Annotated in this window: 12 protein-coding genes; 9 read left to right on the top strand and 3 right to left on the bottom strand. The window is 70.3% G+C overall.

Going from position 1 to position 19,644, the window contains the following annotated elements:
* Positions 1 to 97: 97 nt before the first annotated feature.
* The 5 genes from VMD50_RS19975 (at position 98) to VMD50_RS19955 (ending at position 7,668) form a co-directional block, all read left to right on the top strand.
* Positions 98 to 1,567 (top strand): aldehyde dehydrogenase family protein, encoded by a 1,470-nt coding sequence (locus VMD50_RS19975; RefSeq protein WP_325429943.1) that lies wholly within the window; start codon positions 98 to 100, stop codon positions 1,565 to 1,567.
* Entirely contained in the window at positions 1,564 to 3,810 is a 2,247-nt protein-coding gene (locus VMD50_RS19970; RefSeq protein WP_325429941.1) for a CaiB/BaiF CoA transferase family protein, read from the top strand. The genes VMD50_RS19975 and VMD50_RS19970 overlap by 4 nt, the downstream gene beginning before the upstream one ends.
* Before the next feature lie 113 nt (positions 3,811 to 3,923).
* Positions 3,924 to 4,832 carry an alpha/beta fold hydrolase gene (locus VMD50_RS19965; RefSeq protein WP_325429939.1) on the top strand — a complete coding sequence of 303 codons (909 nt, stop codon included), beginning with the start codon at positions 3,924 to 3,926 and terminating at the stop codon, positions 4,830 to 4,832.
* A gap of 22 nt (positions 4,833 to 4,854) precedes the next feature.
* The gene (locus tag VMD50_RS19960) at positions 4,855 to 6,264 is read left to right on the top strand and encodes an acyl-CoA synthetase (RefSeq protein ID WP_325429938.1); all 1,410 of its coding nucleotides are present in this window, start codon (positions 4,855 to 4,857) and stop codon (positions 6,262 to 6,264) included.
* 126 nt (positions 6,265 to 6,390) lie between these two features.
* Positions 6,391 to 7,668: an MFS transporter gene (locus VMD50_RS19955; protein ID WP_325430075.1), complete on the top strand. Its 1,278-nt coding sequence runs from the start codon at positions 6,391 to 6,393 to the stop codon at positions 7,666 to 7,668.
* A 1-nt stretch (position 7,669) separates the two neighbouring features.
* On the opposite strand, the gene dapD is transcribed toward VMD50_RS19955, so the two are convergent.
* On the bottom strand, positions 7,670 to 8,623 hold the full coding sequence (dapD, locus tag VMD50_RS19950) for a 2,3,4,5-tetrahydropyridine-2,6-dicarboxylate N-succinyltransferase (protein ID WP_325429936.1): 954 nt from the start codon (positions 8,621 to 8,623) through the stop codon (positions 7,670 to 7,672).
* A gap of 88 nt (positions 8,624 to 8,711) precedes the next feature.
* On the opposite strand from dapD, the gene dapE reads away from it, so the two are divergent.
* Positions 8,712 to 9,776, top strand: coding sequence for a succinyl-diaminopimelate desuccinylase (gene dapE, locus VMD50_RS19945; protein ID WP_325429934.1), 1,065 nt, complete (start codon positions 8,712 to 8,714; stop codon positions 9,774 to 9,776).
* Positions 9,777 to 10,132: 356 nt separating this feature from the next.
* On the opposite strand, the gene VMD50_RS19940 is transcribed toward dapE, so the two are convergent.
* Positions 10,133 to 11,623, bottom strand: a complete 1,491-nt coding sequence (locus tag VMD50_RS19940) for a cellulase family glycosylhydrolase (RefSeq protein ID WP_325429932.1) — start codon at positions 11,621 to 11,623, stop codon at positions 10,133 to 10,135.
* 199 nt (positions 11,624 to 11,822) lie between these two features.
* Here VMD50_RS19940 and VMD50_RS19935 point away from each other — a divergent pair, with 199 nt between their 5' ends.
* A complete protein-coding gene (locus VMD50_RS19935) occupies positions 11,823 to 15,017 on the top strand; it encodes an adenylate/guanylate cyclase domain-containing protein (protein ID WP_325429930.1) in 3,195 nt (1,064 codons plus the stop codon).
* 6 nt (positions 15,018 to 15,023) lie between these two features.
* Here VMD50_RS19935 and VMD50_RS19930 read toward each other — a convergent pair whose 3' ends face one another.
* Entirely contained in the window at positions 15,024 to 17,141 is a 2,118-nt protein-coding gene (locus VMD50_RS19930; RefSeq protein WP_325429928.1) for an AAA family ATPase, read from the bottom strand.
* 61 nt (positions 17,142 to 17,202) lie between these two features.
* On the opposite strand from VMD50_RS19930, the gene VMD50_RS19925 reads away from it, so the two are divergent.
* Together VMD50_RS19925 and fadD6 are read left to right on the top strand one after the other, a co-directional pair.
* Positions 17,203 to 17,766 carry a TIGR00730 family Rossman fold protein gene (locus VMD50_RS19925; RefSeq protein ID WP_325429926.1) on the top strand — a complete coding sequence of 188 codons (564 nt, stop codon included), beginning with the start codon at positions 17,203 to 17,205 and terminating at the stop codon, positions 17,764 to 17,766.
* Between the two features lie 36 nt (positions 17,767 to 17,802).
* On the top strand, positions 17,803 to 19,587 hold the full coding sequence (fadD6, locus tag VMD50_RS19920) for a long-chain-acyl-CoA synthetase FadD6 (RefSeq protein ID WP_325429924.1): 1,785 nt from the start codon (positions 17,803 to 17,805) through the stop codon (positions 19,585 to 19,587).
* Positions 19,588 to 19,644: the final 57 nt, after the last annotated feature.

Below are 19,644 nucleotides of genomic sequence, written 5' to 3'. Positions count from 1 at the left end.
GAAATAGAGGGAAATTCGCCGTATTGATGATTGACGGCGGGGACGCGGGGGGTGAACACTGGCTCTCTAGATGACCGACATTCGGGTAAGGACGCACATGGCCGAGCTGCAACCTCCGGGACCACTTGCCGACTCCTACCAGCTCTACATCGACGGCAGCTGGGTCGAACCGGAGGGCGGTCGCTACGACGACATCGACCCCGCCACCGAACAGACCATCGCCGCCGCGCCCGACGCCAGCGTCGCGCAGGTCGGCGAGGCGATCGCCGCGGCGCGCCGGGCCTTCGACAGTGGGCCGTGGGCGACCACCGGCCCCGAAGAGCGGGCCGCCTGCCTCAACCAACTCGGCGAAGCCCTGGGCAGGCACGCCGACGAGTTCTTCGCGCTGTCGCAGGCGGAGTGGGGCTGCGTCGAAAACGAGCGGATGATGCAGATCGACGGCGCCGGATACATGTCCATGCACGCGGCCCAGCTCGCCACCAAGTTGACCGACGAGCCGGTCAGCGGCGTCGGCGCGGGAACGACGCTGCTGCGGCGCGAGCCGCTCGGCGTCGTATCCATCCTGACGCCGTGGAACTTCCCGCACTGCCTCAACGTCATGAAGGTGAACAACGCCTTGGCGGCCGGCAATACCGTCGTGCTCAAGCCCTCGCCGCTGACGCCGCTCGCAGGGCTGGCGCTCGCGCGCGTCATCGACGAGGAGACCGACATCCCGCGCGGGGTGGTCAACGTCGTCACGCCGTCGGGACTCGAGGCCGCGCGGCTGCTCACCACCGACCCGCGCGTCGACATGGTCAGCTTCACCGGCAGCTCGGCCGTCGGCTGCGAGGTCATGCGCGCCGCGGGCGACGCCATGAAGCGGCTGTTGCTGGAGTGCGGCGGAAAGTCGGCGAGCATCGTGCTCGACGACGCGCAGGTGACCGACGAGATGCTGCGGCAGATGCTGTTCGACTGCTGCTCGCTGCACGCCGGGCAGGCCTGCATCCTGCACAGCCGGCTCCTGGTTCCCGACTCGCTGCACGACGACCTCGTCGACCGGCTCGTCGCGCTCGCCCGCGACGTGAAAGTCGGCGACCCCAGGGACCCCGGGGCGCAGATGGGGCCGCTGATCAGCGCGGCGCAGCGGGACCGCGTCCAGGCCCACGTCGACGGGGCGGTCAACGACGGGGCCAAGCTCGCGACCGGCGGCGGCCGTCCGGCCGGCCTGGACGTAGGGTTCTACTTCGAGCCGACGATCCTCACCGACGTCGACCCGGATTCGACGATCGCCCAGGAGGAAGTCTTCGGGCCCGTGCTGTCGGTGCTGCGCTACTCCGACGACGACGACGCGATCGCGATCGCCAACAACTCGCGCTACGGGCTCTCCGGGGCCGTGTGGGCAGCCGACGTGGAACGGGCCGTCGGCGTAGCACGGCGCATCCGCACCGGCCAGGTCGCGGTCAACGGCGTCGGCCCCGGTGACGCGCCGTTCGGCGGCTTCAAGCTGAGCGGGTTCGGCCGGGAGAGCGGCGGAGTCGTCGGCCTGCACCAGTACATGGAGATGAAGGCCATCGGGATTCCCGCATGACGGGTCCCCTCGCCGGGATCCACGTCGTCGAATTCGCCCACGAGATTGCGGGCCCTTACGCCGCAAAGCTTTTCGCCGACCTCGGCGCCGCGGTCACCAAGATCGAGCCTCCCGCCGGCGACCCGCTGCGCCGCTGGGGCCCGTTCCCCGGCGGGGTTCGCGACCCGCAGCGCTGCGGCCTGTTCGAGTACCTCAACGCCGGAAAACGCGCCGCCACACTGGATTTGGCCCGGCCCGACGACCTGGCGGCCGCCCGCGAGCTGATCGCGGGGGCGCAGGTGGTGGTCGAGGATTTCGGGCCCGGGACGCTGGAGGGCTGGGGACTGGACCCCGACACCCTGGGCCGGCTCAACCCGAACCTGGTGCTGCTTCGCATTTCCGCCTTCGGCCAGACCGGGCCGTGGCGCCATCGGCCGGCCACGCCGCTGACCCTGCAGGCGGCATCGGGGTGGATCAGCGCCAGGGACCCGGGGCGCCCACCGGTCCAGGTCGGCGCCCGCATCTCGGAGTACGTCGCGGGCGGCTACGCCGCGCTGGGTGCGCTGACCGCGCTGCGGCTGGGACCCGCCGGCGGTGTCAGGCAGGTCGACGTCTCCCAGTTGGAAGCGCTGCTGTCGACGCTGCCGTACCCGATGCTGATGGCGCAGCGGATGCAGCGCCTGGGCCTGCCCGCGAACCTGAGGTCGGCCCCGATGCTGGGGGTCGTGCGGGCCGCCGACGGGTGGGTCGGGATCAACTGCCTGACCGGCCAGCACTGGCTCGACGTGTGCGCGATGCTCGGCCTGCCCGAGTACGGCGAGCAGCAGCTCGCGATCATGATGGGCGGCCCCGAGCGGGACGAATTCTTCGCGAAGGCGCGACCGTTGCTCGCCGCGCAGACCGTCTCCGAGATCGTGGAACTCGGCCAGGCGCTGCGCATTCCGGCCGCCCCGGTCAACGACGGCGCCACCGTGCTGGACTGTCCGCAGTACGCCAAGCGGGGATTCTTCATCGATGGCGGCGGATTTCAACGTCCCGGCACGCCGTTCCGGTTGGGCGCGAGCGTAACGCCACGGCGAAATTCCGCGCCGGAAATCACCATGGCGTCACACTCGCGGCCGGAACCCTTTGGGGGACTAAAGGTGCTCGATCTGACCACGTTCTGGGCCGGGGCGTATCTCACCTGCTACCTGGGCGCGTTCGGCGCCGACATCGTCAAGGTCGAGTCGATCCAGCGGCCGGACGGGCATCGCTATTCGGGCGCGTTCGCCTACGAGGGCGACGACTGGTACGAGCGCAGCCCCATTTGGCAGGGCACCAACCTCAACAAGCGCGGTCTCACGCTCGACCTGACCACGCAGCGGGGCCTGGACATCGCCCGCCGGCTGGCCGCGCGGGCCGACGTCGTCGTGGAGAACTTCTCACCGCGAGTGGTCGAGCAGTTCGGCTTGGACTACGACTCGCTGGTGGCGCTGAAGCCCGACGTGATCGCCGTGCGGATGCCGGGATACGGGCTGCACGGCCCCTGGCGTGACTACGTCGGCTGGGCGCTGAACTTCGAGCAGACCTCGGGGATGTCGGCGGTCACCGGTTACGCCGACGGGCCGCCGTGCAACCCGCAGGGGCCGGCCGATCCGATCGTCGGCGTGCACGCCGGGGTCGCGCTGCTGGCCGCGCTCGAGCACCGGAGCCGCACCGGGGAGGGCCAGCTCATCGAGATCGCCCAGATCGAGGTCGCTGCGTGCGTGACTGCCGAGCCGGTGATCGAGTACTCGATGAACGGCGTCGTGCGCGCGCGGGAGGGCAATCGCCGGCGTGGTTACCTGCAGGGCGTCTACCCGACGAACGCGGAAGGAGTATGGGTGGCGCTGTCACTGCCCGAGGACCCGGACGTCGACCACGACGCATTCGACGACTCGGTTGCCGCCTGGACCCGCACCCAGGCGCCGGAGGCGATCGTGGAAACCCTTGCTGCCCAGGGCATCCCGGCCGAAGAGGTGATCGCCGGTGACCGGATGTATGACATGGCTCAGCTCGACGCGCGCGGATATTACGAGGAGCTCGTACATCCCGTCACCGGAGCGCACCGCTATCCCGGGTGGCCGTTTCGCATCACCCCCGGCCCGGCGCGCCACCACCGCAGCGCCCCGCCGACGCTGGGCCGGCACAACGACGAGATCCTGCGCGGGCTCGGCCTTTCCGACGACGAGCTGGCCGCCCTGCGCGCCGAGCGGGTCATCGGCGAGCGGCCGCTGAACGCGTAGCCGCCCGGCTTTGTGATAGCGCCCGCGATACCGCTTTCGCCAACCGTCAACGGTCCTGGAGACAGCCCGGTGCGCCTTTGGTAAACGGCTCGCCACATGAAAGGCTGCTGGGCATGGTCATCGAGATCGCTCGCCCCAAGCTCGAAGGCAACATCGCGGTCGGCGAGGACCGCCAAATCGGTTTCGCCGAGTTCGGCGCCCCCTGGGGTCGCGCGGTCTTCTGGTTGCACGGAACTCCCGGCGCCCGCCGGCAGATCCCGATCGAGGCCCGGGTCTACGCCGAACAGCACAACATCCGCCTGATCGGGATCGACCGGCCGGGCATCGGCTCGTCGACGCCCCACCGGTACGAGAACATTCGGGCCTTCGGCGAAGACTTGCGCACGATCGCCGACACGCTGGGCATCGACAAGATGGCCGTCATCGGCCTGTCCGGCGGCGGCCCCTACGCGCTCGCGTCCGCCGCGGTGATGCCCGATCGCGTGGTGGCGGCCGGCGTGCTCGGCGGCGTGGCGCCCTTCCTCGGCGAGGAGGGGATCACCAGCGGTCTGATGAACCTGGGTAAGCGGGCGGCGCCGCTGCTGCGGCTGGGGGGCGACCCGCTGCGCATCGGCGCGAGCCTGGTGATCCGGATGATCCGTCCGGTCGCGAATCCCGCGCTGTATCTGTATGCCGCGGTGTCGCCGGAGGCCGACCGGCGGCTGCTCACCCGGCCCGAGTTCGCCGCCATGTTCCTCGACGACCTGCTCAACGGCAGCCGCAAGCAATTGGCGGCCCCCTTCAACGACATCATCCTGTTCACTCAGGACTGGGGCTTCCGGCTCGACGAGGTCAAGGTCCCGGTCCGCTGGTGGCACGGCGACAGCGACCACATCGTTCCCTTCGCCCACGGTGAGCACGTCGTCTCCATGCTGCCCGACGCCGAGCTGTTCGTGCTGCCCGGCGAAAGCCATCTCGCCGGGCTGGGCCGCGGCGAGGAGATCCTGTCCACCCTGATGAAGATCTGGGACGAGGGGGCCTGACGGCGCCGGGTAACCTGCAGACGTGCTGCTCGCGTCGCTCAATCCCTCGGCCGTCACCACCACCGACATCGCCGACGCAGTGCGGATCGACGGGGCGACGCTCAGCCGCAGCGACTTGGTCGGCGCCGCGACGTCGGTGGCCGAGCGGGTCGCCGGCGCGAACCGGGTCGCGATCCTGGCCACGCCGACCGCGTCCACCGTGCTGGCCGTCACCGGTTGCCTGACCGCCGGCGTGCCCTTCGTGCCGGTGCCCTCCGATGTCGGAGTGGCCGAGCGCCGGCACATGCTCACCGACTCCGGGGCGGAGGCGTGGCTGGGCCCGGAACCCGAGAATCGTGACGGGCTGCCGCACATCCCGGTTCGCTTGCACGCCCGCTCCTGGCACCGCTACCCCGAGCCGCGGCCCGAGGCGACCGCGATGATCGTCTACACCTCGGGCACCACCGGGCTGCCCAAGGGCGTGGTACTGAGCCGACGCGCGATCGCCGCCGACCTCGACGCGCTGGCCGACGCCTGGCAGTGGACGGCCGACGACGTCCTGGTGCACGGCCTGCCGCTGTTCCACGTGCACGGCCTGGTACTGGGCCTGCTGGGATCGCTGCGGATCGGAAACCGCTTCGTGCACACCGGAAGACCGACACCGGCCGGCTACGCGCAGGCCGCCGGGACCCTGTACTTCGGGGTGCCCACGGTGTGGTCGCGGGTGGTGGCCGACCCGTCGGCGGCCGAGGCGCTGCGTCCGGCGCGGCTGCTGGTGTCCGGCAGCGCGCCGCTGCCGGTGCCGGTGTTCGACCGGCTGGCCGAGCTCACCGGGCACCAGCCCATCGAACGGTACGGCGCCTCGGAGTCGCTGATCACCATCTCGACGCGCGCCGACGGCGAGCGCCGCGCGGGCTGGGTGGGCCTGCCTGTCGCCGGGGTGGAGACCAGGCTGCTCGACGACGACGACAACCCGGTGCCGCACGACGGGGAAACCGTTGGGCGGCTTCAGGTTCGCGGGCCAATGATGTTCGACGGCTACCTGAATCGGCCCGAGGCCACCGCGGAGGCGTTCGCCCCCGACGGCTTTTATCGCACCGGCGACGTCGCGGTGATCGACGGCGGCGGCATGCACCGCATCGTCGGACGCGAGTCGGTCGACCTGATCAAGTCCGGCGGATACCGCGTCGGTGCGGGAGAAATCGAGACCTCCCTGCTGGGGCACCCCGGCGTGCAGGAGGCGGCCGTCGTCGGGCTGCCCGACGAGGACCTGGGCCAGCGCATCGTCGCCTACGTCGTTGGTTCGTCCGACCTGCGGACCGACGACCTGATCAACCACGTCGCCCAAGAGCTTTCGATGCACAAGCGGCCACGCGAGGTCCGCCTCGTGGCGGCGCTGCCGCGCAACGCCATGGGCAAGGTCCTCAAGAAGCAGTTGCTGTCCGAGGGCTGAGCGCTCGGCCTCGGGCGACACGCAGCGTTTTGCCAGCTTTCCGTCGAGCGCGACCGCGAACCTTCACCTACCGTCGTAGGCGTGACGGAACTGCCGACGGTCGCGGCGCGACCCGCGCCCACACCCATGCGACGGGTGGCCGCGGCCTGCCTCGTTGGCTCGGCGATCGAGTACTACGACTTCCTCATCTACGGCACCGCGGCGGCGCTGGTGTTTCCGACGGTGTTCTTCCCGCGACTCGGTTCGACGCTGGGCATCGTCGCCTCGATGGCGACGTTTGCGACGGCGTTCCTGTCCCGGCCGCTGGGCGCGGCTGTCTTCGGGTACTTAGGTGACCGGCTGGGCCGCAAGAAGACGCTGATCGCCACGCTGCTGATCATGGCCGTGTCGACCGTCAGCGTCGGGCTGGTGCCCAGCACGGCGGCCATCGGTGCGTTCGCCCCGTTGATCCTGATCGTGTTGCGGCTCATGCAGGGGTTCGCCGTCGGCGGCGAATGGGCGGGGTCGGCGCTGCTGAGCGCCGAGTACGCGCCCGCCGGCCAGCGGGGCCGCTACGGCATGTTCACCCTGCTCGGCGCCGGCACCGCGGCCGTGCTCAGCAGCCTGACCTTTTTGGGTGTCAACTTCAGCATCGGCGAAAAGAGCGCCGCCTTCATGCAGTGGGGATGGCGGCTGCCGTTCCTGTTCAGCGCGGGGTTGATCGGCATCGCCCTCTACGTGCGGCTCAACATCGACGAGACCCCGGTGTTCGCCGACGAAAAGGCCCGCAACCTCGTCCCGAAGGCGCCGCTCGGGGAGCTGTGGCGCCTGCAGCGCCGCGAGATCCTCCTGGCCGGGGGCAGCCTGCTGGGCGGGTTCGGTTTCGGCTACCTGGGTCACACCTACCTCCTCATCTACGCCCACTCGCACCTCGGCTATACGCGCGGCTTCATCTGGTCCGTGGGCGCGTTGACCGGGCTGGTGAGCATCGCAACGGTCGCGGCTTCGGCCACCCTGTCCGACCGGGTGGGGCGCCGCCGCTTGATGCTGCTGGGGTGGTCGATCCTCTTGCCGTGGGCGTTCGTGGTGATGCCGTTACTGAACACCCGCAACCCGGCGCTGTATGTGGTTGCCGTCGTCGGCATGGCCGTCGGTGGTGGGATCGGCTCCGGACCCACCGCGGCCTTCGTTCCGGAGCTGTTCGCCACGCGTTACCGCTACAGCGGATCGGCGCTGGCCCTCAACCTCGCCGGCGTCATCGGCGGGGCCCTGCCGCCGCTGCTCGCCGGCTCACTGCTGGCGACCTATGGCGGCTGGGCGATCGGCGTGATGCTGGCCGCCCTGGTGGTGGCCAGCCTGGTGTGCACCTATGTGCTGCCGGAAACCAACGGGACGACGCTTGGGGCCGGTCGCGAAGCGCGGTGACTCAGTTGGCGTGCAGGTCCTCGTTCAGCGCGATGCCCTGACCGTCGCGGGCCACCACTTCGACGGCGCCGGTGACCGAGTTGCGCCGGAACAGCAGGTTGTTGGCGCCGGAAAGCTCGCGGGCCTTGACCGTCGTGCCGTCGGGCGTGGTGACCTTGGTGCCCGCGGTGACATAAAGGCCGGCCTCGACGACGCAGTCGTCGCCCAGGGAGATGCCCAGGCCCGCGTTGGCGCCGAGCAGACACCGCTTGCCGATCGAAATGACTTGCGTGCCACCGCCGGACAGCGTGCCCATGATGGACGCCCCGCCGCCGATGTCCGACCCGTCGCCCACGACCACGCCGGCCGAGATGCGCCCCTCGACCATCGACGCGCCCAGGGTGCCGGCGTTGTAGTTGACGAAGCCCTCGTGCATGACCGTCGTGCCCGGCGCCAGGTGGGCGCCCAGCCGCACCCGGTCGGCGTCGGCGATGCGCACCCCGGTCGGCAGCACGTAGTCGACCATCCGCGGGAATTTGTCGACGCAGTAGACCGTCACCGGCCCCTGCCGGCGCAGCCGCACGCGGACCGCCTCGAAGCCCTCGATCGCGCAGGGTCCGCGATTAGTCCACACGACGTTGGTCAATACCCCGAACAGTCCGCCGGCGTTGAGCCCATGCGGCGCCACCAACCGGTGCGACAGCAGATGCAGCCGCAGGTAGGCGTCGTAGGCGTCGGCGGCCACGTCGTCGAGCGAACCGATGACCGTGCGCACGGCGACGGTCTCGGTGCGGCGGTCGTCGTCGCGGCCGAGCAGCGCGGCCAGCTCCGGGGGGATGTCGGACAGCGCCAGCCGCGACGTGCCGCCAGCGCCCGATTCGGTCAGCTCCGGTGCGGGGAACCACGTGTCGAGGATTGATCCGTCGAACGCCAGCGTCGCCAGCCCGATACCCGCAGCTCCAGTCACGGCCGACACGCTACTTGCTCGCGGCCGAGGAGACACAAAAGCCCCCGACACGCCGATGAAAAGGGGGCTTTGGTGTCTGGTGGGCAGAATGGGGGGCGTGCTGGACTTGCGCGGGGACCCGATCGAGCTGACCGCTGCGCTGGTCGACATCCCCAGCGAATCGCGCCACGAGGCGCGCCTGGCCGACGAGGTGGAGGCCGCGCTGCGCGCCCAGACGTCGGGCTTCGAGATTGTCCGCAACGGCAACGCGGTGTTGGCCCGCACCTCGCTGGGCCGGCCGTCGCGGGTGTTGCTGGCCGGTCACCTGGACACCGTCCCGGTGGCGGGCAACCTGCCCAGCCGTCTGGACGGCGCCGAGCTGTATGGCTGCGGCACCTCGGATATGAAATCCGGCGACGCGGTGTTCCTGCACTTGGCCGCCACCGTGGCCGAGCCGGCGCACGACCTGACGCTGGTGTTCTACGACTGCGAGGAAATCGACGCGGCGGCAAACGGTTTGGGCCGCATCGAGCGGGAACTGCCGCACTGGCTGGCCGCCGACGTCGCCATCCTGGGCGAGCCCACCGGCGGCTACATCGAGGCCGGGTGCCAGGGCACCCTGCGCGTGGTGATCAGCACCACCGGCACGCGCGCCCACTCGGCGCGAGCCTGGTTGGGCGACAACGCCATTCACAAACTGGGCGCCGTGTTGGACCGGCTGGCCTCCTACACCGCGCGCACCGTCGACATCGACGGTTGCGAGTACCGCGAGGGCCTGTCGGCGGTGCGCATCGACGGCGGTGTGGCCGGCAACGTGATTCCCGACGCGGCCTCGCTGACGATCAACTTCCGTTTTGCTCCGGACCGTTCGGTGGATGGGGCGCTGCAACACGTGCATGACGTGTTCGACGGGCTCGACGTGCGCATCGAGCAGGCCGACGCCGCGGCGGGCGCGCTGCCCGGCCTGTCGCAGCCCGCCGCCAAGGCGCTCGTCGAGGCCGCCGGGGGCCGGGTGAGGGCGAAGTACGGCTGGACGGACGTGGCGCGGTTCGCCGCGCTGGGCATCCCGGCGGTGAACTTCGGCCCGGGGGATCCCAACGTGGCGCACGCGCGCAACGAGCGGGTGCCGGTCGCCAACATCACCGCCGCGGTGGAGATCCTGCGGCGGTATCTGAGCGCGTAGTGGGATAGCACCATGGCGAGGACTATCGACCAGCACGAACTGCGCAATAGGAGCGCAAAGGTGATCGATGCGGTGACATCGGGCGAGACTTTCGTCGTCACCCGCGACGCGAACCGGTGGCCGAGCTTCGCCCGATCAGAGCGGGTCGTCCTTCTTCGTTCGTCTAGCGCGATGACGTCGCCGCGCCAGCGGCGGGGGCCGTGCGTATCGGCCATGTTCTGTTCCGCGCTGACCTGGACTGGTCAATCGACCAGGGACTCCAGGGTGACGTCAGCATTGGATGGTTGACGGCTGGCCCGAGCGTCACGCCAGCGTGGCGCTCGCCGCCGACGGCCACGCTAGCGTGACGCTGAGCGTCACGACGGCGTCACGACGACGTCGACGCTCTCCGCTCCCGCGTTGGCCACGACGGCCAGCACGGGGGCGTTGGGCGGCGAAACCACCTGTCCGCCTGTGACACTCGCGTGATAACCATTCGGGTACTCGATGGGCGGCACCGAGACGAGCGTCTGCGCGCCGGGCGCGAAGCGGCCCGCGCGGTCGGCCCGCTCGGTCGAGTAGCACAGCCGGAAGGTGCCGGACCTGAACGACCAGTCCCGCGGCGTGCCGGCGACCACCTGCGGGTAGGGGGTGGCGAGCACCGCGAGCTTGGGGGTGTTGACGTTGGCGCCGGTCGGCGGCTGGCCGGGGTCGAAAACCAGCGCCTGGTCGGTCGGTGACGAGCTCGTCTTGTCGTTGCCGGTATAGGCCCACTCCAGCCAGCCCATCCGCTGGTGATCGGTGTGGCGCATCACCTCGGCGAGGTTGTTGAGGTCGTTGGTGGCGCCGAACTCCGTCAGCAGCGGGGGAATGTGGTGGAAGTCCGCGTAGAGGCTGGCATTGGTGATCGTGAGGCCGTCCTCGAAGCGGCAGGTGATGTTCTTGTGCAACACCGATTCGATCGCGCAGTAGTCGTGGAACGAGAACCCGGTGCTCGGGTCGACCACCCCGCCGAGGTCGGTGTGGACGCCCTCGTCGGACAACGTGTTCGGCTCGAAGAACACCAGCGTGGTGGGGTCGGCCGCGCGAATCGCCGGCACGACTTTGCGGTAGAACACGGTCAGCTTGTGGTCCTGCAGCGGGCAGCCCAGCACGAAGTTGAAGCAGCCCTCCCAGATGAACCCGGGCCACGGCTCGTTCAAGACCTCGTAGCCGAACACGCCGGGATTGCCGCGGAAGAAGGACGCGACGTGCTGCCAGGCGCGCGCGTAGTGGTCCTGCAGCCCGATCCCGTCCGGCGCGGGGGCGTCCCGCCAGAAGGCGTTCCAGGCGTACTCCTCGGCGGGGTTGAGGAAGTAGTTGCCGGGGAAGCCGAGTTGCGGGTTGGGCAGGCCCGCCTGCTGCACCGCCCAGGCGGGTGCGCCCTCGCCCTGGAACGCCTCGTTGTAGAGGTCCTGATGGAAGTCGAGCAGGCTGACGATGCCGTGCGACGCCAGCGTCGCGACGGTCTGCGCGATCGAGGTGAGGTAGTTGTCGTCGTAGCTGAGCGGCTGCGGCTCCACGGCGGCCCAGATGACACCCAGCCGCATCGCGTTGAAGCCGTTGGCCTGCAGGAAGGCCGCGTCGTCGTCGCCGAACCCGTCGGCCGACGGCTCGTACGGCGGCACCTTGTACACCTGGTTGAGCCCGTGCAGCACGACGACGCGACCGTCGGCGTCGGTCATCCAGCGGCCGGCGTGGCCGAGCGGCAGCGTCGGCCCGGTGGATGCCGCCAGCGCGGCCGGTGGGGCGACGACCGAGGACGCGTCAGTCGTCAGCGCCGCGATCAGCAAACCGGCCGCGAGCAGTCTGGCCGCACGGGTACGCATCGCGCCTCCAAACCGTCGGCTGAATTGCAACCGCCGCAACCACTTTGGAAACAGTGAAGGGTGATCGTCACTGCGCCAACACGATTGGGTCACGGTTCGCGTACGATTCGGCGCGGCCGACGGCATTGAAAGGGTCCCGAATGCTGGGATCACCCGGCGATACGACGGACACCGTTGACCCGAGTGACACGATAGTGGCGTGGACGAAGCACGGGGCGCACCGAAAGCGGCGGCGACGTCGTGCGGGTCGTGCGGCACCCGATTGCCTCCAGAGTCCAGGTTTTGTCACCAGTGCGGTGCACCCGTCACACCGGCCCGCCGAGCGGCGGAGTACAAGCAGGTGACGGTGCTGTTCGCCGATGTTGTTCATTCCCTGAACATCGCCGCAGCCGTCGGCCCGGAGCGACTGCGCGAGATCATGGCCGACCTGGCCGACCGCTGCGCGGCCGTGGTGAAGAGGTACGGCGGCACGGTGGACAAGTTCACGGGTGACGGCGTCATGGCGATGTTTGGTGCACCGGTGGCACTGGAGGACCACGCCGTTCGGGCCTGCCTGGCCGCCCTGAGTATTCAGGAGGAGGCCAAGCGGCTGGCCGGCAACATCCGGCGGCGCGACGGTGTCGACCTTCAGTTGCGTGTCGGACTGAACTCCGGTCAGGTGATCGCGGGTGAGATCGGTTCGGGCCCTTTCGGTTACACCGCCGTCGGCGAGCACGTGGGCATGGCGCAGCGGATGGAGTCGGTCGCCCCGCCCGGTGGGGTGATGCTCAGCGAGTCCACCGCGCACCTGGTCGAGCAAAGTGGCGCGGTGCTGGGTGGACGCGAGTGGGTGCACATCAAGGGGGTCGATGCCCCGGTGCCCGCACGTCGCCTGCTCGTGATCGAGCCGCGGCATGGCCTCGTCGGACGCGTGTTGTCGAGCCTGGTGGGAAGAAGCGGGGAGATAGCCCCCATAGCAGCCATTTTGGACCGCTCGATCGAGGGCCACGGCGGTGTCGTCGGAGTGGTGGGGCCGGCGGGCATCGGCAAGAGCCGGGTGGCGGGGGAAGTCGAGGCGCTGGCCGCCGGCCGCGGTGTCGAGGTGTTCTGGACGTTCTGCGAGTCGCACGCCAGCGGGATCCCGTTCCACGTGATTGCGACCCTGCTGCGTGGGGCGCTCGGGTTGGGCGAGCTGGATGCCCGGGCGGCCCGGGCCCGGGTACGACTCCGGCTTCCGGATGCGAATGAGCAGGACCTGGTCTTGTTAGATGAGCTGCTTGGGATCGCAGACCCGGGTACGCCGTCGCCGAAGATCGACCCCGACGCGCGACGACGTCGCTTGACCGCGGTGGTCCGCGCCGCGCAGTCGGCCCGCGCAGAACCGGCGGTCTACATCCTCGAGGATGCGCACTGGATCGATGAGGTAAGCGAGTCGATGCTGGCCGATTTCATCTCGGTGATCCCGCAGACCCACTCGATGGTGGTGATCACGTACCGCCCCGAGTATCGCAGTGGGTTGGCCACGGTGGCCGGCGCCCAAACGATTTCCCTTGGCCCCCTGAACGATTCGGAAGCCACGACGTTGCTCGCCGAGCTGATGGGACCGGATCCCTCGGTTGGCGCGCTGGCCGCCACGATCGCCGGGCAGGCCGCCGGTAATCCGTTCTTCATCGAGGAGATGGTGCGTGATCTGGCCGAGCGCGGTGTGCTGCACGGCACCCGCGGCGCGTATGTGTGCCGTACGGAAGGCGCTGAGGTCGGTGTGCCCGCCACCCTGCAGGCAACCATCGCCGCCCGCATTGACCGCCTCGGTGCTCGGGCCAAGCAGACATTGAGCGCCGCGGCGGTGATCGGGTCGCGGTTCAGCCCGGGTGTCCTGTCCAGCATGGGAATCGACCCCGTTCTCGACGAGCTGGTAGTGGCAGAGCTGATCGATCAGGTCGGCCCCACCCCGCGCGCTGAGTATGCGTTCAGCCAGCCGCTGATCCGGGCGGTGGCCTACGAGTCGCAGCTGAAATCCGATCGTGTGCAGCTGCACCGGCGACTGGCCGCCGCGATCGAACACAACGACCCTGGATCGGTCGAGGAGAACGCGGCGTTGATCGCCGAGCATCTCGAGGCGGCGGGCGAGTTGCGTGCCGCCTTCACCTGGCACATGCGCGCGGGAACCTGGTCGACCAACCGTGACGTCGCCGCGGCGCGGGTCAGTTGGCAGCGGGCTCGCCAGGTCGCCGATCGGCTGCCCGACGACGACCCCGATCGGATGTCGATGCGGATCGCGCCGCGCACGCTGCTGTGCGGAACCGAGTGGCGAGTAGGCGGCAGCATCGCCGATGTCGGTTTCGCCGAACTGCGCGAGCTGTGCATCGCCGCGGGCGACTGGGTGTCACTCGTCTTTGGCACGGCGGGGCTGGTGCTGGCGCACATGTATCACAACCAGCATCGCGAAGCATCGCGGCTGGCCACAGAACTCGCGCGGCTGCTCGAGCCGATCGGGGATCCGACGTTGACCGTCGCACTTCTCTGCGCGGCGATCGTCGCAAAGTACGAGGCCGGTGAAATGGTGGAAGCCCTGCGACTGTCGCAGCAGGTTATCGATCTGGCCGATGGTGACCCCGCGATGGGGAACCTACTCATCGGATCGCCGCTGGCGATAGCGCTCACGCATCGGGGCACGGCCAGGATGTACCTGGGAATTCCGGGATGGCGAGAAGACTTCGACGAGTCCATTGCGCTGGCACGCACTTTCGAGCCGACGACCCGTGCGTTGGTCATCATGTACAAATACGTTCTCGGCTACCTGCACGGGACGCTATTGATCGACGAGGCCGCCCTGTCGGACACGGCCGCGGCCCTGCAGATCGCGGAGGACTCCGGGGACAATTTCGCGCTGGGCAGTGCTCGACTGACGCGAGGCATCACCCTGCTTCAGCTCGACCCCCGCCAACGCGATGCCGGCTTCGACTTGCTCGCGAAAGCCCGAGACATGGCCATCAACGAGCGCTACAGCATGAGTGCCGTGCCGATTGTCGACATCGCGACCGCCAGGGAGAGGGCTCGCGCCGGGGATGTCGACGGCGCCATTGAACTTTCGCGGGCGGCCATCGGCGTCGAACTCGCCGGCGGCGAGATGCAATGGTGTGGACCGGCTACCGGCACGCTGGTGGAAGCGTTGCTACGCCGCGGCGCCCACTGCGACCTTCAGGAGGCGCAGACTGCGATGGACAGGCTGGCAGCCATCCCCACCGACCCCGGGTTCGTCATGCACGAACTTCCGCTGCTACGGATGCGGGCGCTGTTGGCGAAGGCCCGCGGTGACGCGATGGCCTATCGTGACTTCCGGGATCGATACCGCGACATGGCCACAACGCTGGGCTTCGAGGGCCATATCGCGTTGGCCGACGCGATGACATGACGGAAGTCAGCAGCGGTCCGCCTGCGCGGCGGCTGACAATGCCGAGGCGGCCGCCGCGCGCATCCCGACCGCCGCCAGCTCGTCGGAAACGGCCCGCAGCGCCGCGCCGTCGCCGGCTGCCAGCGCCCGCGCGTGCGCCAGAGCGAGCCCACCCACCGCGCAGTCGACCTCGCCGCACAACCGCGCCAGCGGATCCGCCGCGCGGGTGTCCCCGAGGCGCACCGCCTCGTGCCAGGCGCGCAGCGCCACAGCCGACTGCCCGCCACGTTCGGCCATCCGGGCGGCGTCGCGGGCGGCGGCCACCGCGCCGTGCGGGTCGCGCATGACGGCCAGCCGCCACGCCCGCGCCACGCCGAGCTCCGGGGCGAACAGCGCCGACTTGGTGCCGTGCCGGGATTCGGCCCTGCTCAAGGCTTTTGCGGTCGCGGCGGTGTCGCCCTGCTGGGCCAGCGCGGTGGCCAGCAGCGTCAGCGACAGCGGCCCCCACGAGTAGCCGGTGCGTTGCAGGGTGGCGGACGCCGGGCCGAGCAGCGCCGCGGCGCGGGCGAAGTCGCCGTCGGCGATCAGCACGTGCGCCAGGAGGACCTCGCCGATCGCGCGGCCGGGCTGCTGCAGTTCGGCGAAATCGGTGAATTGCTGGGCCAGTTCGCGCGCGGCGGACAGCCGGCCCGCCATCAGCAAGGCGGTGGTCTGGCCCAGCCCGATCGTGAAGCGCAGCAGCCCGGGGTGCTCGGCGGCTAGGGCGCGCTGCGCCAGCGGTTCGACGTCGCCGAAACGGCCCTGCCGCGCCGCGCACAGCGCGGACGCGCTGGCGGCCCAGGCCACTGCCTGGTCGTCGGCCGACGGCGACCCCAGCACCTCGCCGGCGACCTTGACGGCGTAGCCGACGTTGCCCGCGTTCATCGCGAAGGTGGCGCTCAGTGCGTCGAGCGTGGTGCGCGGGCCCGGGTCCGAAACCCGGCCCCGGATGGTTCGCAGGAACGCGGTGGCCCGTTCGGGCTCGCCGAGCATCCAGAACTGGTTGGCCGCCCGCAGCAGCGCCCAGTCCATGAGCGCCGGCTCGGCCAACGCGCCCGCGTCGACGGCGGCCAGCACCGCATCGGCCTCGCGGCCACGGCCCTGCCACGCGAGTGCGTGGGCCAGCGCCAGCCGCGCCGCCAGGCCCCCGGAGCGTTCCAGCGCCGAGCGGGCCAGTCGTTCGCCGAGCGCGAGGTCGCCCAGCCGCAACGCCTGCTGCGCTGCGGCGGCGACGTCGGCGCCCCGCTGGGGGGCGTCGCCGTCCAGCGCCAGCGAGGCCAGCCGCAGCCGGTCGCTGAGGTGCTCCGACGGATGCCGCGACAGGACGCCGACAACCTCGGTGCGCCGTCGTCGCGCATCGTCGGCGGCGAGCGCGGCGAGCGCGCGCTCGGCGAACAGCGGGTGAGCCGTGTACACGACAGGGTCGTCGGAACGCCCGCCGCGCGCCCGGGTCTCCGCCGCGCCGAGGTCCACCGCCTCGTCGACCGCGCCCGCGCCGGCGAGGACGGTCACGTCGGCGAGCGACAGGGGTTCCGCGACGGCGAGATAGTCCAGCACGGCCCGCGCCGCGGCGGGCAATTCGGCGAGGAAGGCGTCGACTTCGGCCGGTGTGGTCGCCCCGCCGGGCGCCTCGATGTCGATCCGATCCAGCAGGCCGTCGGTCCACAGCGCGGCGATGGCCCCGGGCGCGACTTCCGCCCGGGCGGTGACGATCAGCCGGGCCGTGCCCGCCAGCGCCAGCTGGTACACCAGCGTGGCCGACAGCACGTCGAGCTCGTGGGCGTCGTCGACGACGAGCAGCAGGTCATCCCCGCCGAGGGAGGCCCGCGCGGCCCGCAACAGCGCCGCGGGCTTCCCGATCTCGGAGATCGCGACGAGGTGGCTGAACGCCCCGAACGGGATGGGCCGCTCGGTCGGGGTGCCGGTGACCCAGCGGGTGAGCGTGGCCGGATGAGAGCGGGCGTAGCCCTCGGCGGCCAACCGGGCCAGGGTCGACTTGCCGCAGCCGTCGGGCCCGAGCACGACGGCCCCCCGGCCGGCCACCAGAGCGTCGTTCAGCCGCTCCAACGCCTCCTCGTGCTGGGGGACGTTCCATCGAATCGGCACCCGCCGGATTTTATTGCGCGTCGTGTGCGTGGCGCATCGGGCTTGGTCTACCTTTCGTTGTATGCGCCCGCAACGCGATCCGTCAGCCGCCTGGGCGGTGTGCGTGTATTGCGCGTCGGGCCCCGAGCACCCCGAATTGCTCACGCTCGCTTCGGAACTCGGCGAGGCGATCGCCGAGCGCGGCTGGACCCTGGTGTGGGGCGGCGGCCGGGTGTCGGCGATGGGTGCGGTGGCCGGCGCGGCGCGCGCCCGCGGTGGGCGGACCGTCGGTGTCATCCCGCAGAACCTGATGCGCCGCGAGCTCGCCGACGCCCATGCCGACGAGCTGGTCGTCACCGACACCATGCATGAGCGCAAGCAGGTCATGGAGCAGCGCGCCGACGCGTTCATCGTGCTGCCCGGCGGCGTCGGCACCCTCGACGAGCTGTTCGACGCCTGGACCACCGGTTATCTCGGCGTGCACGGCAAACCTATCGTGATGCTGGACCCCTTCGGGCACTACGAGGGCCTGTGGCTGTGGCTGTGCGGGTTGGTCGACAGCGGCTACATCTCGCAAGCCGCGATGGACCGGTTGGTACTGGTGGATAAGGTGGGTGCCGCAGTGGAGGCGTGCGCACCCGCCTGAGTTTGCGGACAGGCGCCCAGGGGAATCGAGGATGACGTGTCCGACCACGACGGGGGAGCCCGCACGGCGGTCAGGCTGACCGACATCGCATCGCGGGTGCCGGGAGTGCTGGCCGACATCCCCGTGATCGTGCGCGGGGCGCTGACCGGGCTGCTGGCCCAGCCGGGCTCCCGGAAGTCGATCGGCACGGTGTTCGCCGACCGCGCCGCCCGCCACGGTGACCGGGTCTTCCTGCGGTTCGGCGACCAGCAGCTGACCTACCGCGACGCCAACGCGGCCGCCAACCGGTACGCCGCGGTGCTGGCCGCGCGCGGCGTCGGCAGCGGCGACGTCGTCGCGATCATGCTGCGCAACTCGCCCCAGGCGGTGCTGGCGATGCTGGCGGCCGTCAAGTGCGGCGCGGTCGCCGGCATGATCAACTACCACCAGCGCGGGGAGGTGCTGGCGCACAGCCTGGGCCTTTTGGACGCCAAGGTGCTGATCGCGGAGACCGACCTGGTCAGCGCGGTGGCCGAGTGCGGCGGCGCGGGCGCCACCGAGACGCTGACGGTGGAGGACCTGGAGCGATTCGCGGTGAGCGCACCGGCCACCAACCCGGCGTCGGCGTCGGCCGTGCAGGCCCGGGACACCGCCTTCTACATCTTCACCTCGGGCACGACGGGTTTCCCGAAGGCCAGCGTGATGACGCACCTGCGGTGGCTCAAGGCCCTGGCCGCGTTCGGCGGCATCGGGTTGCGGCTGAAGAGCACCGACACGCTGTACAGCTGCCTGCCGCTGTACCACAACAACGCGTTGACGGTGGCGTTGTCGTCGGTGATCAACTCCGGGGCGACACTGGCGTTGGGCAAGTCGTTCTCGGCGTCGAAGTTCTGGGACGAGGTGATCGCCAACGAGGCCACCGCGTTCATCTACATCGGCGAGATCTGCCGGTACCTGCTCAACCAGCCGGCCAAGCCGACCGACCGCGCGCACAAGGTGCGGGTGATCGCCGGCAACGGGCTGCGCCCGGAGATCTGGGACGAGTTCACCAGACGGTTCAGCATCGCGCGCGTCTGCGAGTTCTACGCCTCCAGCGAGGGCAACACCGCGTTCATCAACATCTTCAACGTGCCCCGCAGCACCGGCGTCTTTCCCATGCCGCTGGCCTACGTGGAGTACGACCCCGACACCGGCGAGCCGCTGCGCGACGAGAGCGGGCGGGTGCGCCGGGTGCCTGCCGGTCAGCCCGGGCTGCTGCTCAGCCCGGTCAACCGCCTGCAGCCGTTCGACGGCTACACCGACAAGGAGTCGAGCGAAAAGAAGTTGGTGCGCAACGCTTTTCGTGAGGGCGACTGCTGGTTCAACTCGGGCGACGTGATGAGCCCGCAGGGCATGGGCCACGCGGCGTTCGTCGACCGGCTCGGCGACACGTTCCGGTGGAAGGGCGAGAACGTCGCGACCACACAGGTCGAGGCGGCCCTGGCGTCCGACGAGTCCGTCGAGGAATGCACGGTGTTCGGCGTCGAGATTCCGCGCACCGGCGGCCGCGCCGGGATGGCCGCCGTCCAGCTGCGCGACGGCGCCGAGTTCGACGGCCACTCCCTGGCCCGCGCCGTATACGGCCAGCTGCCGCCCTACGCGCTGCCGTTGTTCGTGCGGGTGGTCGAGACGCTGGAGCACACGTCGACGTTCAAGAGCCGCAAGGTGGAGCTGCGCGAGCAGGGCTACGGCTCCGACGTCAAGGACCCGCTGTATGTGCTGGCCGGCCGCGACGAGGGCTACGTGCCGTTCTACGACGAGTACCCCGAGGAAGTGGCCGAGGGTAAGCGGCCCAAGGGCTGAGTCGCCGCACACTCGCGGACCGCGCCAGGCACCATAGACGCGTGCAGTCGACTCTCT

The organism is Mycobacterium sp., from assembly GCF_035506235.1.
Taxonomy (GTDB): domain Bacteria; phylum Actinomycetota; class Actinomycetes; order Mycobacteriales; family Mycobacteriaceae; genus Mycobacterium.
This window is presented reverse-complemented; position numbering and strand designations above follow the sequence as displayed.